The sequence below is a fragment of the Labrys sp. ALF-8 genome (genome assembly GCF_059699065.1).
Genome location: NZ_AP048538.1, coordinates 645,983 through 660,960 on the forward strand (window position 1 = coordinate 645,983; position 14,978 = coordinate 660,960).

The 14,978-nt window shown below is 63.7% G+C and carries 14 protein-coding genes and 1 tRNA gene; 8 read left to right on the forward strand and 7 right to left on the reverse strand.

Going from position 1 to position 14,978, the window contains the following annotated elements; genetic code table 11:
• The first annotated feature begins 464 nt into the window (after positions 1-464).
• From AC6H34_RS22825 to AC6H34_RS22850, 6 genes are read left to right on the forward strand one after another with little or no spacing between them, the layout of a single operon-like run.
• Positions 465-941 (forward strand): DUF4129 domain-containing protein, encoded by a 477-nt coding sequence (locus tag AC6H34_RS22825; protein ID WP_497540321.1) that lies wholly within the window; start codon positions 465-467, stop codon positions 939-941.
• Complete coding sequence (locus AC6H34_RS22830) at positions 941-2,161, forward strand: DUF4350 domain-containing protein (RefSeq protein ID WP_497541263.1); 1,221 nt, start codon at positions 941-943, stop codon at positions 2,159-2,161. The genes AC6H34_RS22825 and AC6H34_RS22830 overlap by 1 nt, the downstream gene beginning before the upstream one ends.
• Positions 2,139-3,095, forward strand: coding sequence for an AAA family ATPase (locus AC6H34_RS22835; protein WP_448147249.1), 957 nt, complete (start codon positions 2,139-2,141; stop codon positions 3,093-3,095). Before AC6H34_RS22830 ends, AC6H34_RS22835 begins: the two co-directional genes overlap by 23 nt.
• Complete coding sequence (locus tag AC6H34_RS22840) at positions 3,092-4,402, forward strand: DUF58 domain-containing protein (protein WP_497540322.1); 1,311 nt, start codon at positions 3,092-3,094, stop codon at positions 4,400-4,402. Before AC6H34_RS22835 ends, AC6H34_RS22840 begins: the two co-directional genes overlap by 4 nt.
• Positions 4,399-5,493 (forward strand): stage II sporulation protein M, encoded by a 1,095-nt coding sequence (locus AC6H34_RS22845; RefSeq protein WP_448147251.1) that lies wholly within the window; start codon positions 4,399-4,401, stop codon positions 5,491-5,493. Before AC6H34_RS22840 ends, AC6H34_RS22845 begins: the two co-directional genes overlap by 4 nt.
• A complete protein-coding gene (locus tag AC6H34_RS22850) occupies positions 5,477-6,427 on the forward strand; it encodes an RDD family protein (RefSeq protein ID WP_497540323.1) in 951 nt (316 codons plus the stop codon). The genes AC6H34_RS22845 and AC6H34_RS22850 overlap by 17 nt, the downstream gene beginning before the upstream one ends.
• A gap of 42 nt (positions 6,428-6,469) precedes the next feature.
• Here AC6H34_RS22850 and AC6H34_RS22855 read toward each other — a convergent pair whose 3' ends face one another.
• Both AC6H34_RS22855 and AC6H34_RS22860 read right to left on the reverse strand, forming a co-directional pair.
• The gene (locus AC6H34_RS22855) at positions 6,470-7,222 is read right to left on the reverse strand and encodes a hypothetical protein (protein ID WP_448147253.1); all 753 of its coding nucleotides are present in this window, start codon (positions 7,220-7,222) and stop codon (positions 6,470-6,472) included.
• A gap of 39 nt (positions 7,223-7,261) precedes the next feature.
• Positions 7,262-7,972 carry a hypothetical protein gene (locus AC6H34_RS22860; RefSeq protein ID WP_448147254.1) on the reverse strand — a complete coding sequence of 237 codons (711 nt, stop codon included), beginning with the start codon at positions 7,970-7,972 and terminating at the stop codon, positions 7,262-7,264.
• A 397-nt stretch (positions 7,973-8,369) separates the two neighbouring features.
• Between AC6H34_RS22860 and AC6H34_RS22865 the strand changes: the two genes are divergently transcribed.
• Positions 8,370-8,443: transfer RNA gene (locus tag AC6H34_RS22865), tRNA-Gln, on the forward strand.
• A gap of 556 nt (positions 8,444-8,999) precedes the next feature.
• On the forward strand, positions 9,000-9,401 hold the full coding sequence (locus tag AC6H34_RS22870; RefSeq protein ID WP_448147255.1) for a hypothetical protein: 402 nt from the start codon (positions 9,000-9,002) through the stop codon (positions 9,399-9,401).
• Between the two features lie 215 nt (positions 9,402-9,616).
• Here AC6H34_RS22870 and AC6H34_RS22875 read toward each other — a convergent pair whose 3' ends face one another.
• The 5 genes from AC6H34_RS22875 to AC6H34_RS22895 all read right to left on the reverse strand — a co-directional run bounded on the left by AC6H34_RS22875 (position 9,617) and on the right by AC6H34_RS22895 (position 14,921).
• Entirely contained in the window at positions 9,617-10,546 is a 930-nt protein-coding gene (locus tag AC6H34_RS22875) for a carbohydrate kinase family protein (protein ID WP_497540324.1), read from the reverse strand.
• An 8-nt stretch (positions 10,547-10,554) separates the two neighbouring features.
• Positions 10,555-12,186: an HAL/PAL/TAL family ammonia-lyase gene (locus AC6H34_RS22880; protein WP_497540325.1), complete on the reverse strand. Its 1,632-nt coding sequence runs from the start codon at positions 12,184-12,186 to the stop codon at positions 10,555-10,557.
• Between the two features lie 149 nt (positions 12,187-12,335).
• On the reverse strand, positions 12,336-13,487 hold the full coding sequence (locus tag AC6H34_RS22885) for a carboxylate-amine ligase (RefSeq protein ID WP_497540326.1): 1,152 nt from the start codon (positions 13,485-13,487) through the stop codon (positions 12,336-12,338).
• 137 nt (positions 13,488-13,624) lie between these two features.
• Positions 13,625-13,945, reverse strand: coding sequence for a hypothetical protein (locus AC6H34_RS22890; RefSeq protein ID WP_497540327.1), 321 nt, complete (start codon positions 13,943-13,945; stop codon positions 13,625-13,627).
• A 94-nt stretch (positions 13,946-14,039) separates the two neighbouring features.
• The gene (locus AC6H34_RS22895; RefSeq protein ID WP_448147261.1) at positions 14,040-14,921 is read right to left on the reverse strand and encodes a LysR family transcriptional regulator; all 882 of its coding nucleotides are present in this window, start codon (positions 14,919-14,921) and stop codon (positions 14,040-14,042) included.
• Between the last annotated feature and the right edge of the window lie 57 nt (positions 14,922-14,978).

Sequence of the window (14,978 nt, forward strand, 5' to 3'; positions counted from 1 at the left end):
TCCCATGATTCGAAAGGCCACCCGAGCCTAGTGACGAAATCTGAACAAAGATAGAACACAGTTGCGCCCGTGCCCTGTCGAGGTAGCGGCATGCCGGCGTAGGCCGCCTTCCCTAAGGAAATGTGCCGCGGGATGTCGATTGTGTTCCCCAGGCGCTTGCTCCACATGCGCCGCCGCGCCATGCTCTGCCGAACGAGAGTAGGGCTGGTCGACGTTTGCTGCGGGATTTTATCAAGCGATTTGAAGGTATTGCGAGGCCTGTCGGGGCTTGTCTGCTCGCGGCAGCGATTGCTTTTGCGCCTTCTGCGCCGGCTTTCGGCGCGCCTGACCCGGTACAGGCGGCGCGGGAAATTACGCGCGATCTCGGCCTCCAGCCGGACCTGCCAGGCAACAAGAACGAGGTCGTCACCCCCCGGACCGAACCCCGGCAGACGGAGAGGCCCCGCTCCCGGTTCGGGGACTTCATGCTTGGCGATTTCATCCGCTTCCTGCTGTACGGGGCACTGGCGGTCGGCATCGCCTTCGCCATCTGGACCATGAGGGACCGCTTGCCGACGCTCGGCCGGCGGAGGCTCGTCGCCAGGCAGGAGGGCGTCCAGGCCGCGCGGGATGCCACTGTCGAGCGCATGGTAGTCGCGCAGATGGAAGCCGACGAACTGGCTCGGCAGGGGCGTATCGCCGAGGCCATGCACGCCCTTCTCCTGCGCAGTCTCATCGAGGTGCGCCGGCGCCTCAATGTCAGCTTTGCGGATTCGCTCACCAGTCGCGAAATCCTCAGGGCACTCAGCTTGCCCGAGCTGGGAAAGCTCTCGCTCGCCGACATCATTCGCCGTGTCGAGGTGGTTTATTTCGGTGAGAATCCCGCCAGCGAGCAGGACTATGCAGCCTGCCGCGAGAGCTATGAGAGATTGACGCAGGCCATGCAGGCGAGGCCGGCGTGATGGGCGAGAGGGCGACCTTCTCCGGGCCGGTGCTCGCGGTGCTGATCGCGGGGGCGACGGCCGTCTTCGCACTGTCCATGCTGCTGATGCTGAATGGTTCGTCGGAGGATACGAGCTACAGCACCACCACCAGGTCGATCTCGGCGATCGGGCATGCCGGCTTCTACGAACTGGCGGAGCGTTCGGACATCCCCGTGGCGCGCAGCCGCATCAATGGGATCGTGGCGCCTGACGAGGGCGGCCTGCTGGTGATGGCCGAGCCGGCTTCGCATTTTTCCAGCGACGACATCGTCCGCCTGGGTCATGAATCCAATGTGCTGCTCGTCCTGCCCAAGCGCTGGGCCACCGCCGACCGCACCCGTTCCGGCTGGATCCGCTCGACCTCGCCGATGCCGGAAAACTGGGTTGGCGACATCCTCCGCCTCGTCGAGCCCAAGGCGGATCTCACACGCGGGGCACCACCGCGGAGCTGGGATCGCAACGACCTCGATGTCGATCCCTCCTTCGACGATGGTGCGCAACTCATCAAGAGCGATGTGCTGACGCCGATCGTCGGCAACGCCCAGGGCATGCTGGTGGGAGAGAAGCTGGACGGCGATCGCAGGGTCTGGGTTCTCTCGGACCCCGACATCATCGAGAATCACGGCCTGGCGAAGGGGCGCAACGCGGCCTTCGCCATCGCGCTCCTCAACGCCATGCGCGATGGCGACGAAGGAAAGGTGGTGTTCGATGAAACCATTCACGGCATGGTCAACGTCGTCGACAGCCCGTTCAAGAAACTGTTCCAGTTCCCTTATGTGATCGTGCTGCTGCTCACCCTGGCAGCTTCCGTACTGCTGATGTGGGCGACCACGGCGCGCTTCGGAAAGCCGCGGCAGGCACCGGCCGCCTTCGACTTCGGCAAGGGCCGGCTGATCGCCAACACGGCCTCGCTGCTCGACCGGGCGGGACATCATGCCTTCGTGATGCGCCGTTACGTTGCCGAAACCCTGAGGGACGCAGGCCGCCTTTTCCACGCGCCGCGCCAACTCGACGACGAGGGGCTGGCAGCGTGGCTCGACAAGATTGGCGAGTCGCGCGGCGTGTCCACGAAATCCGCCGATATCCTCGCCCGCTCCAGGGAGAGCCGGAGCTCCAGTCTCAACGAGCTGTTCCAGGCCGCGCGCGATATTCACCAATGGAAGGACGAAATCTCCGATGGAACTTCAGCACGTAGCTGATATCGCGGGCGGCATCCGCAGGGAGGTCGGCAAGGCCATCGTGGGTCAGGACGAGGTCATCGAACTGATGCTCACGGGCCTGCTGTGCGGCGGTCACATCCTGCTCGAAGGCGTGCCGGGCACCGGCAAGACGCTGCTGGCACAGGCATTCGCCTCGACGCTGTCGCTGAAGTTTGGCCGCGTGCAGTTCACGCCTGACATGATGCCCGGCGACGTGCTGGGAACCAATCTCTTCAATTTCCAGACCAACAGCTTCATCCTGACGCACGGGCCGATCTTCACCGATCTCCTTCTCGCCGACGAGATCAATCGCACGCCCCCGAAAACGCAGGCAGCCCTGCTGCAGGCCATGAACGAGCGCGCAGTGACGATCGACGGCAAGACCTACGGTCTCGGTTCCGATTTCATGGTGGTGGCGACACAGAATCCGATCGAGCAGCAGGGCACCTACCCGCTTCCGGAGGCACAGCTCGACCGCTTCCTCTTCAAGATCGATGTCGGCTATCCCACGCGCGACGAGGAACGGGCGATCGTCACGCAGCACGGCCATCGCTCCGCCATGCCCAGACTTTCAGATTTCGGCATCCAGCCGCAGGCCGATCCGGTGACCCTCGCCGACCTGCGCGCCACCAGCGAGCAGATCGTGCTGACCCCGCAGATCATCGATTATATCGTCGATGTCGTGCGCGCCACGCGCCAGCACCAGGCGATCGAAACCGGCGGTTCCACCCGTGCGGCGAATGCCCTTGCTTCTTCCGTGCGTGCCCTGGCAGCGCTGAACGGACGAAATTTTGTCATTCCCGACGACGTCAAGCGGCTTGCGCCACCGATCCTGCGCCATCGCATAGTTCTTGCGCCGAACGCCGAAATCGACGGTCTGACGCCGGATCGCATCGTACGCGAGATCCTGGACCAGACGGCGGCTCCGCGATGATCCGGCCGACCCCCCGCGCGGTGCTGCTGTTCAGCCTGGGGATCCCGGTGGCCTTGCTGATGCTCGTATGGAATCCGGCGCTCTGGCCGTTTTCCTTCGACCTGAGCCTGTTGGCGCTGTTGGTGACGGGCGTCGATGCGCTGCTGATCATGCCCCGACGCGCGCTCGGCGTGAGTGTCGGCGTGCCGGCGCGACTGCCTGTCGGGAATGCGAGCACGATCGATGTGACGCTGAACGCGGCGCGGCCCGTGCGCCCGGTCCGGATCGAGGCGGTGGTCGATACCCAGGGGCCCTTGGAAACGCCTCCCGCCCGGGATGTCCGCTTCGCCGGGCAATCCGTCGTCATCGGCATCCCGTTCGAAGCCCTGCGTCGCGGGATCGTCGAACTTCAAGCGCTCTGGTTGCGCTGGCAGGGACCTCTGGGACTGGTGGAATGCCGTATCCGGCAGGCGCTGGCGGACAGGGTCGAGATCCTGCCCTCGGCAAGGATGTCCTATGGACCCGCGATCCAGGCATTGAGCAAGAGCGCGATCTACGGGACGAAGACGCAGAGCCAGAAGGGCGAGGGGACCGAGTTCGATACGCTGCGCGAGCATGTCGCCGGGCTCGATTCCCGCTTCATCGACTGGAAGCAGTCCGCCCGCCATCGCAAGCTCCTGTCGAAGGAGTTCCGCATCGAGCGCAATCACCAGATCATCCTAGCCTTCGACACCGGCCATCTGATGCTCGAGCCGATCGAGGGGCTGGCGCGGCTCGACCACGCCATCGAGGCCGGACTGATGCTGGGCTGGACGGGCTTGCGCGCCGGCGACCTCGTCGGCAGTTTCGCCTTCGATGCCACCATTCGCCAATATCTCGATCCCGGCCGCGGCAGCACCTACTACACGCGCCTGCAGAGGGCGGCGGCGCAACTCGCCTATCACACCGAGGAAACCAACTTCACCCTCGGCCTGGCCGAGCTGAATTCGCGCCTCAAACGACGGGCGCTGGTGGTGCTGTTCACGGAATTCGTCGACAGTGTGATGGCCGAGCTTCTCATCGAAAGCTTGAGGCGCATGGCCAACAGGCATGCCGTCATCTTCGTCACTCTCCAGGACCCTCTGACGGCGCGATTGATCGGGACCGAACCGCAGGATTTCGGCATCATGGCCGAAGCCGTGGTGGCGCATGACTTTGCGCGCGAGCGGGCAATCGTGATGCAGCGCATCGCAAGACTTGGCGTGCATTGCGTCGATGTCCCGGTGGGCGGCCTTTCGGTGGCGCTGCTCAACCGATATCTCGAAATCAAGCAGAAGGGCCTGCTATGACGACGCTGGATGCCGGAGCGCAGGATCGGGAAGCCGCCGCCACGCCGACCATCATCGGCGCGCCCGGCGAACCGCGTGCCCATGTGGTGCTGCGGTCGGCCGAGTTCCGCCGGGGGCGCGAGGAGAGCTGGCGCGAACTGGAGGATCTGGTCCAGCGTGTCGAGAAGCGCGGCATCCGCTCCGTGTCGGCTGACGAATTGCAGAAGATGCCGCTGCTGTATCGCTCCGCGCTTTCCTCGCTGTCGGTGGCGCGCTCCATCGCACTCGACCGCAATCTCCTGCGCTATCTCGAAGGCCTGAGCCTTCGGGCCTATCTCGTGGTCTACGGTCCGCGCACCAGCCTGTCCGCCGGACTGGGCCAGTTCTTCCAGCGCGGTTTTCCGGCCGCCGTGCGCAAGGTCGGCTGGCACATCCTGATCTCCTTCGCAGCGCTCGCGATCGGGGTGATCGCCGGCTATCTGATCGTCAACAGCGACGAGGAATGGTTCAACGCCATCGTCCCAGACGATCTCTCCGGGGGGCGGGGCCCGACGGTGACGGCGGAGGAATTGCGCCGAACGGAGCTTTTCGCTCCGTGGCCCGGATTCAAGGATGCCTTCATCGTCTTTGCCAACTATCTGTTCCGGCATAACTCCATGGTGGCGATCCTCTCCTTCGGCCTCGGCTTCATGGCCGGGGTTCCGACGTTGCTGCTGATGGTTTACCAGGGCCTGATCCTCGGCGCGTTCATCGCCATCCACGCGCGGCGGGGTCTGTTCGTCGATTTCCTCGGCTGGCTTTCGATCCATGGCGTCACCGAACTCGGCGCGTTCGTGCTGTGCGGCGCGGCCGGTCTTCTGGTGGCCGAGAAGATACTCTTTCCGGGGCGCTATACGCGCCTCGAAAGCCTGGCCATTCACGGCAGGCAGGCCGCTGCCATCGTGGGCGGATCGGTGGCGATGCTCTTCATTGCTGGCATCATCGAGGGCGGCTTCCGCCAACTGGTCGGCGTGACTTCGTGGCGCTTCGCCTTTGCCGCTGTCACAGCCGTGCTGTGGATGCTCTATTTCATGTCCGGCAGGAAGGATGAGCAGCATGGCCTCCCGGTCTGATCCGCTCGTCGGCGATCGCGTTTCCGAGCTGCTCGAGGGCCGCCAGCGCCGGAAGCACAGGATCGTCACACCCGAAGGCGTTGCCATCCATGTCGACGTGGCCGATCGTGGCGAGCGCCTCGGCGCCTTTCTGATCGATGTACTGATCTGGTTCGGCGCCACCATCGTGATCTGGATCGCCCTGATATCGACCCTCCTCAGGGGCGGGGCGAGTGCCGATGTCGCCGTGACCGTGATCGCCTTCCTGTCGTTCCTGCTGCGCAATCTCTATTTCATCCATTTTGAACTTGCGTGGCAGGGGCAGACTCCGGGCAAGCGGGTTACCGGCCTCAAGGTGATCGACCGCAAGGGAGGTGCGCTGGCGCCGGCCGCGATCGTGGCGCGCAACCTTACCCGTGAGGTCGAGTTCTTCGTGCCACTGCAACTGACGTTCGGGCTCATGGCTGCGGACAGCGGCAATGAAACCTGGCAGGTCCTCTCGATGCTCGGCTGGATAATCCTGCTGACGGCGCTGCCCTTCTTCAATCGCGACCATCTGCGCGCGGGCGATCTCATCGGCGGCACGCTGGTGATCGCGCTGCCCAAGCGCGCGCTGGCCCTCGACCTCACGCAAGCCTCCGCCAAGGCCTCGCAGCGTTTCCCCTTCACGAGCACGCAGCTTCAAGCCTATGGAGCCTACGAACTGCAGGTGCTCGAGGAAGTCCTGCGCCGGCCAGACAACCCCGAAACCCGGCGTGTCCATCGCGACATCGCCGAAAAGATCATCCGCCGCATCGGATGGCAGGGCACGTTCGAGCCGAACGCCGCGAGGGACTTCCTGCAGGCATTCTACGCGGCCGAGCGTGCCGAACTCGAACGCGGCCAGCTCTTCGGGCGCTATCGCGACGACAAGAATTCCGGACTTCGCCGGGCGGGCGAGCCGGCCAAGCCCTAAGGAGTTCAGGAACGCCGGAAGGCCGGTCCGACCGGCAAAGCGTCAATCGAAGACATCGGCGATGCGGTCGATGTCGATCCCCTCCTTGATCGAGCGCAGGCGATAATAGGCGAGCGCGGAGAGCACGCCACCGAAGGCGATCGCGTAGATCTGCACGGCGATATCGCCGAGTCCTCCGACGACGTCGCCGCCGAAGGCCTTGAGCAGGGCAACGACGAGTTCGGATCCAAGCCAGCTGCCGATCATCACGATGAGGAACAATCCGAGGATCTGCCAGCGATAGCCCCTGGTGAGTTCGCCGCTGCGTCCCATGCTTTCGAATACGCCCCTGCCTTCCACCACGCAGACGGGAATAACGACATAAAGCATGCAACTGAGGATCAGACCGGGGACGATGAACGCCACGAAGCCCAGCATGATTAGAACACTCGCCAGGATGGCGACGCCAAGCAGGGGCAGGGCGCGGGACAGGCCCTTGGAGAAGGCTTCGCCGATGGTGAAGCCACGGTTCCGCATCTCGCAGAAAGCCCCGTAAGTTATGGCGCCCTGCATCGCCAGATAGAGAACAAAGACGAGTATCGCGACGACAAAACCGCCGAAGAACAGGCTGCTGTTGAAATCGGTGGTATCGGCCATTGGGCCGAGAACGAGGAGCGAGAGGAGCAGGGGCAGGGCCGGCACCAGCGCCAGGGCGATGAAACGCGGGAAGGCCGTGTGGAGAATGCGAAAGGAACTGCCAAGCAACTCGCCGATGTTGAACGATCCGCCGGTGCGGTTTGAAGTCATGTCGGTCACGAAGTCCCCCCTCGACGTCTGGATTATTGGCTGCGGGAATCAGCGCAGCATCACGAAGCTACCCTTGAGCCTGCGCAGATGGTCGAAGCATAGGGTGGTCAACACGGCCGTGAAAGCGCTGTAGAGCAACGTCGCGGCCTCCTGGCCGAGAGCGCCGAGCACGGGCGATGCGCCGTCGCCGCTGAGACCGTCTGTCACCGCCGACAGCACGATGATGGGTATGGCGGTGAGGAGGAAAAGCCCGAAGAGCGGCCAGCGATAGCCGTCCGTCAGTTCGGCGCTGCGCTCCAGGCTTTCGACCAGGCCGGTCCTTTCGATGATGCAGGCGGGCAGGGTTACGTAGAGCACGCAGATCGCCATCACGCCGGGCACGAACAGGGCAGCAAAGCCGAGCATCACGATGAGGCCTGCCAGCAATCCGGCGCCGGTGAGCACCGGCAGCGTCCACCAGACGGCATGGGCGGCCTGTCGGAGCTCGAAGGATTCGCCCTGCAGCAGGCGGAACGTCCCCAGAATGGTGACGCCCTGCGCGAAGATGAGCAGGATGAGCGAGATGGGCAGAGCAACCAGCGAGGCCATGGAAACGCTCTGCGGCGATCCGGCCGTCAAGGCCAGGACCAGCAGGGCCGGCAAGCTCGGCAGAGCGTTGAGAACGAGCAACTGGGGCAGGCTGCGCAGGCAAATATGGCCAGCACTTGCGGCGAGCAAGCCGATGCGGAAACTCGGGACCAGCACCGGTGTATCGGCCATCCGCACTCCATGAAACGAATCGAACCTCAGTCCCCGATGAGGTGCTGCATGAGAGAGCGGGCGCTCACCAACGCGGGAGACCAGGCAGGAAGCCATATTGTACGCGTTCGATCTGTCGCTTGCTACTGCGAGGCTTCGAGCCGTCGGCGTTTCCGCTGCACACATGATCCACCAGCCTTTTTCCACCATCCGGCGCCTTTGCCAGGCGCTTGTTGATCAGAGCCGAGGCGGGAACATCCGAAGGGCGGAAGACCAACCACAGAAAATCGTTCTCGCCTCTTGCAATGCCGGAGCGACTTCAATATGAAGCGCGAACGGATCGAGGCTACCCGCTGCGAAACATCACGCGGGACTGGAAAACGTCGCTGCCAAGTGATTGACCAACAAGGCCTTTTGTTCGGGGATAGTTCAACGGTAGAACAGCGGACTCTGACTCCGTTAATCTTGGTTCGAATCCAGGTCCCCGAGCCAGTCCGGATATACGATAGGTTTCTGAATTTCCCAGCGTCTACTTGTGTTGGGCGCTGTCGACGCCATGGGATCGACCGACAACCCTGCGACGGACGTCATCGGGAGCGGGTGTACGCATTTCGACACTCCGGAATGGCGGCTTGGGAACACAGTGGAGTATTCATTCCGCAGCCCCGATCTTCGCTGGGAGAAATGCAATGGCAGAAAAATAGACAAGGTCGCTCTGTTTTATAGGTTCAAGGCGGGGTTCATCGGTCGGGATAAGCTTGTCGCTCGTCGTGTGTATCCTGACGGAAGTACGCCAATCCTGGATAGTATTGTGATAAACATAGTGAGATAGCAGGATCGCGAATAAGTTCATCCTTTTCAAATCCCGTGAACTTGGCGCGATCCGGCGCACTGGGTCCGCCGATTGTTCCGACGGCTGCGCGTGATTTTCGCTGTTGCCATGGCGAGGAAGTGGGCGGACTATTATATCGACGGAGCCCGGTGGTCGGCTGTTTGCTGCAGAAGCTGGCCTTCGGGCGTGTAGGTGCGTTGTTCACGAGTTCACTGGATGGCCTCTGCCGCTTCTTCTGATGCACGTACCAAGGCGTTGGTGATTTGGGGGCTGCGTATCATCGTGGCGGCGCTCTTCGCTGCGCCGGCTCTGCTCTCGCTGGGCGGGCAGGCCTCGATGGTCCGTCAATTCGATGCCTTCGGCTACGGCGTCTGGTTTCGCATCACGGTTTCCCTGGTGCAGGTCACCGCGGCATTGCTCGTCCTGGTGCCCCTCACCAGCCTGGCGGCGGCGATCGTGCTGCTGCTCCTTGATGCGGCTATCTTGGTGGCGCAGATCTTCGTGGTGCATGGCGGGTTCATTCACCTGCTGCTCTTTGCATTGCCGCTGCTGGCCCTGATCAGCATCCAGAGCGGCCGGTTCGACAGGAAGCTCGCCGAACTCGACAAGAAGGCATGAGCCCGCGGACATTGCCGGTCCTGGTCAGGCTTGCCGCCACCGCTGCTGCGCAGAAAAAGTGCATTGTGCCCTAAGTCGGCATTGCTGAGCATCGCAAAACGCTCGCCATTCCGTATGTCGGGTTGGGCGAGCGGCCGGCCCGGCCTGCCTTTTGCTCCGGACAAAACGGAAGGCGATGACGCCGTGAGAAATGTCCGGCCGAAAAGCCGGACGTCTCACGCCATTTCGCTATTCCAAGGCGGGTCGGCGCCTTCCCGCGAGACCGTGATCGCCGCCGTGCGGGCCGCAAAGTCCATCGCTTCCTGGGCGATCTTCTCGTCGATGTTCTTCACTGTGTCGATCGACACCACGTTGCGTCGCTGCAGGATGGTGAGGAGGCCGCTCGAATAGCTGTCGCCGGCGCCGACTGTGTCAGCTACTTTCGCCACCTTCACCACCGGGCTCTTCACTGCGAAGCCCTTGCCATAACCTTCCGCGCCATTGCCGCCATCGGTGAGCACGACCAGATGCGCGCCCTTGGCGACGAGGTCCTTTGCCCAGGTGGCCGGATCGATGCCCGGATAGAGCCAGAGGAGATCCGCCTTGGAGATCTTGATGATCTCGGCTGCTTCCGTCATGCGCTTCATGCGGGCACGATAGGCGCCGGCGTCGCCCACCACGGTAGGTCGCACATTCGGGTCCATGCCCAGCACGCGCTTGCCCTTGTTGTCGAAATAGAGCTTCTCATAGGCGGAGGCGATCGGATCATTGATGAGGGCGACCGAACCCGTCCAGATCATCGACACTTCCTGGCCGATGGCCGGTACGTCGCGCTCGGGCGAGAACAGGCGGTTGGAGGAAGCTTCGTCGATGAAGGCATATTCCGGCTCGCCGTCGCCGACCGAGACGAAGGCCAGCATGGAGGAATGCTTCGAGCGGGCCACGTAGTGCTGGCTGACCTTCGAGCGGTTCAGGGCGGCGGCAAGATCCTCGCCGAAGAAGTCCGTGGACAGGGCCGCGCAGAAACCGACGTCACCATCGAGCCGCCCGATGCCGACGGCGGTGTTGAACGGGCTGCCGCCGACGACGGGACGATAGGCGTTGCGCCCATCCGCCGTCTTCACGGGCAAGAAGTCGATCAGGGCTTCTCCGCACACAAGGATCATGGGCTTCCTCACTCCAGGGGGCCGACCGCCGTTTCAACCGCCGCGAGGATGCGGCCGCTGCGGGCGAGTTCGAGAATTGACTTTATTTCGTGATGGTACCAGCGGTCGCCGTCAAGAGCCGGCTCGATTTCCGCACGGATTGCTTCGAGCGCCGCCTGCGATCCCTTGCCGATCGGACAGTCCTTCGTGCGGTCCGCGACCAGCGAAAGGGCCTGCGCCGCCATCAGCATTTCCACGGCGACGATCTGCTCGACATTCTCCACCACCGTGCGCGCCTTGCGGGCACACCAGGTTGAGTTCGAGACATGGTCCTCGGCATTGCTCTTGCCGGGGATGGAATCGACCGATCCGGGTGTGGAAAGGCTGCGGTTTTCCATCACGAGGGCCGACATCGAGCATTGCACTGTGGCAAAGCCGGTGTTGAGGCCGCGCTGGCCGGCGAGCAGGTTGCGCGGCAGGCCGTAGCTCATCACCGGGTCGATCAGGCGGGCGAGGCGCCGCTCGCTGATGGCGCCGAGATCCGTCATGGCGATGGCGAGGAGATCCATGGCCTGCGCGACATAGGCGCCGTGGAAGTGGCCGCCGGAGATCGACACGTAGCTGCCGTCCTCGTTGGCGAACATCAGCGGATTGTCTGTGGCCGAATTCATTTCAACGCCGAGGATATTCTCCGTGTAGGAGAGCGCCTCGAATACCGGGCCATGCACCTGCGGGGCGCACCGCAGCGAATAGACATCCTGCACGCGGGGTGGCACCGGCTTTTGCGGGTCGCGCGTCTCGTCAGGAAAGAGGATGGCGCGGGCCGCCTCCGAACACCGCCTGGAATCGCCGGCGATCTTGAGGAGATTGCGCGCGGTGCGAGCCTGGCCACGATGCGGGCGCGCCGCGTGCACGCGCGGGTCGAAGGCAGCAAGCTCCCCGCGCAGGGCCTCCAGCGTCAGCGCGAGAGCGATGTCCGCGTGCTTGAGGATGCGCTTGGCATCCTCCTGCGCCAGCGCGGCGATGGCAAGAGAGACCGTGGAGCCGTTGATGATGGCCGAGGCTTCCTTCGCGCCCATCCGATATTCAGGCTCGAAACCGGCACGGCGCGCGGCCTCAGGGGCCGAATAGATCCGCCCCTTATATTCCACCAGGACATCCTCGAAGCCGCGCAGGGCGCCGGCGAGATAGGCGAGGGGGGCGAGATCGCCGGAGGCTCCCACGGACCCCTTCGAGGGGATTACCGGATGCAGGCCGGCATTGAGGAAGCCCACCAGCCTGTCCATCAGGGAAAGAGTGGCGCCCGAATAGGCGGAGGCGAAAGCGTTGGCACGCAGCAGCATGGTGGCGCGCACGATGTCCTGCGCGAAGGGCTCGCCGATGCCGGTGGCGTGGGCCCGGATGGTCTGGTCCTGGTAATGCGCCATGCTCGCGATGGGCACGCGCACATCCTTGAACAGGCCGACACCCGTATTGAACGCATACATCAGCGGGGCTTCGTCGTTCAGCCAGTTGCCGTCGATGTAGTCACGGGCGGTGCCGACGGCCTCGCGCGCCCTCGCGTCGATGCCTGCCTTCTCGAAGCGACCCGCGCCGCCGGGCCGGGCAACCCGCATCACCTTGGCGCCGGTCATGCGCCTTCCGTCGATCGTTACCGCCATGGCGAACCCCGCGTTCCAGCCGCACCGCAAACAGACTCAGAAGCCCTGGCGCGCAAAGGCTGTCCAATCGCCTGACGTAACAGAAGCGAAGGGAAACGCAACCGCACGCCTGGCTCTCGCACGGGGCATGCTGGCGGGAAGAGCGAAGTTCATGATCCGGCGGTCAGCGCCACGCTGGCAGGCTCCGCCGTCGTATCGGCGAGCCATTCTACCGTGGCCTGGACGGCTCCGGTCGCATCGCCGCCCTGCGCGAGATGGGCGTCGTATATTGCGAGCTGGCGGTCGGCGCTGGTTCCCTCCCGCAGGATCATCTGGGTGGCGGCGGCCTGCTCGGCACAACCCAGCATCTCCGCATCTTCCCAGATCAGATCGAGCAGATCGGTCAGCAGGGAAGCGATCGGGCGGGCCTCGCCGGATGAGACGTCGATGAGGGAAGCGTGCACGCCATGGCGCTGGGCCAGCCATTTGTTCTCCTCCACGATGGCCCGGCCGGCGGCGGTCAACCCACCGCCCGACTTGGGATTGTGACACAGATGACGGATGAGTCCGCGATAGAGGGCTGCGATGGCGATGGCATCGTCTACGCGCGTGCAGACATCGGTGATCCGAAGCTCGAGCGTAGGCAGGTGGCTGGAGGGTCGGATGCTCCACCACAGGAAGCTGGCGTCGGTGATGATGCCATTGGCCACCAGCGTATCGACATAGCTGCGATAGTCGGCCTCGTCGCGGAAGAGTTCGGGCAGGCCGGAACGAGGCAGCTCGGCGTAGACGCACTGGCGGTAGCCCTTCAATCCGGTACGCCGCGACTGCCAGAAAGGCGAGGATGTCGACAATGCATAGAACAGGGGCAACCAGGAGAGGGTACGTCCCATGAGATCCACCCGGGAGACCGTGCTCGGCACCTCGACATGGACGTGCATGCCGCAGATCATCTTGCGGCGGGCGATCATCTGAAGATCCTGCGCCACCTTGCCGTAGCGCGAAGCCCTTGTCATCTGCTGCTCGGACCATGCGGCAGAGGGGTGAGTCCCGGCGGCGAGGATGCCGAGTCCGTGCTCGAGGGCGAGATCCTGCAGGCTCTGGCGGCAACCGACGAGTTGGAGCCTCGCATCCTGCATGTCCTCGCAGGGCGAGGTCGCTACCTCGATCTGCGCTTGCAGAAGCTCACGCGAGACATGCTTGCCCAGCACCCGGCGCGCCTTGTCGAAGAATTGCGCAGACATCGTTTCCTGGGCTGCGCCGCTGGAACGCCGGAAAACGAAATATTCTTCCTCGATGCCGAACGTATAGGGCTGTGTCATCTATCCCTTCCTGCGCGTCGCGGTCGGGGGACCGGAAGTCTCGATATCGCAAGGGGAACGCGGGGGGACGGTTCGTGGATCCAGCGCGTCACGAATTCCGATGATGCCGGGCATCGGACCCTAGGCAGCGAGCGGCGCTACTTGGAAACGTCGCTCTCGCCGCCGAGCACCAGGCCTTGCCCGAGCTGGTAATTGTAGCCGGCATGGGCTCCGAAAGTCGGCGAGGCCGTGCTGTCGCTGCTCCACTTCGTGCTCGAATTGCCAAAGGAAGCTCCTGTCTGCACGCCGGCGTAGAAACCCGTCCAGTCATGGTGCTTGGATTTGGGCTTTTCCGGCGTCAGCGGAGGCGGAGCGAAAGCATTCGGGGGAGGGGCGAACTTGTCCTCGGCCGAGGCGGCGCCGGCTGCGAGAATGAGAGCCGCGGCCCCCATGATCGTCTTCGCTGCTTTCCGCTTCATGAAACAACTCCGGCACGGGACAGGCGCCCAGGCGCGACGCACCTAGGTTCCACGTCGAGATCACCAGAAAAATACGACCGAATAAAGATATTGCTCACGCCATGGCTTCTTCGGCCAGAGCGAGGAAGCTCGGGAGAGCGGGGTTGAGGTTGCCGCGCCGCCAGATCAGGACGTGTTCGATCGAAGGGGCCAGGGAAAGGTCCCGGTAGACGACATTGGGGATGCCTGAGCGGCGCATGGACTCCGGTACCAGTGCTATGCCCAACTCCTCGGCGACGAGACTGACGATGGTCTGCTGCAACTGCGTCTCCAGTCTGATCTCCGGCAGGAACCCGGCACTGCGGCAATAGGCGACGATGCTGTCGCGAAGTGCCGGCGAGATCTCCACCGGTGTTGCGATCAGGGGCAGGCCTTCCAGGTCCGCAGGGGCGACGATGTTCTCCGCCGCGAGAGGGTGGCCGGGATAGAGCGCCACGCAGAGCTTCTCGCGGTGTACGACCCGAGCCTCCAGTCCCCTGACGTGACCGGGCGGGAATACGACGCCGACATCGTGGCGGCCGGCCAGCACATCGTCGATCAGCACATTCGGGATGACCTCGCGGAGCTTCAGCTCGACGCCGGGATGATCCGCCATGTAGCGGCGCGCGAGTCGCGGCACGATGGTGTGTGCGGCATGCATCATGAATCCGATCGAGAGCCGGCCGAGTTCACCCCTGTCGGCGAGGCGCGCATTGTCGCAAGCCTGCTCGAAGGTTGCCAGGACGGTTCTGGCATCCTGCAGGAATTGCGTGCCGGCCGGTGTCAACCTCGCCTGGCGTGAATGGCGCTCCAGCAATCTCACCCCGAGTTCCTTCTCCAATGCGGCGATCTGCCTGGTGAGAGGAGGCTGCGTGAGGTGAAGGCGTTCGGCTGCCCGACCGAAATGCAGCGTCTCGGCCAGGGTCACGAAATAGCGCATCTGCCTGATGTCGATCATGGATACTGAAAAGGTATTAATGGGAACAAAAATCGGCATTGGATTATATCGAACGGC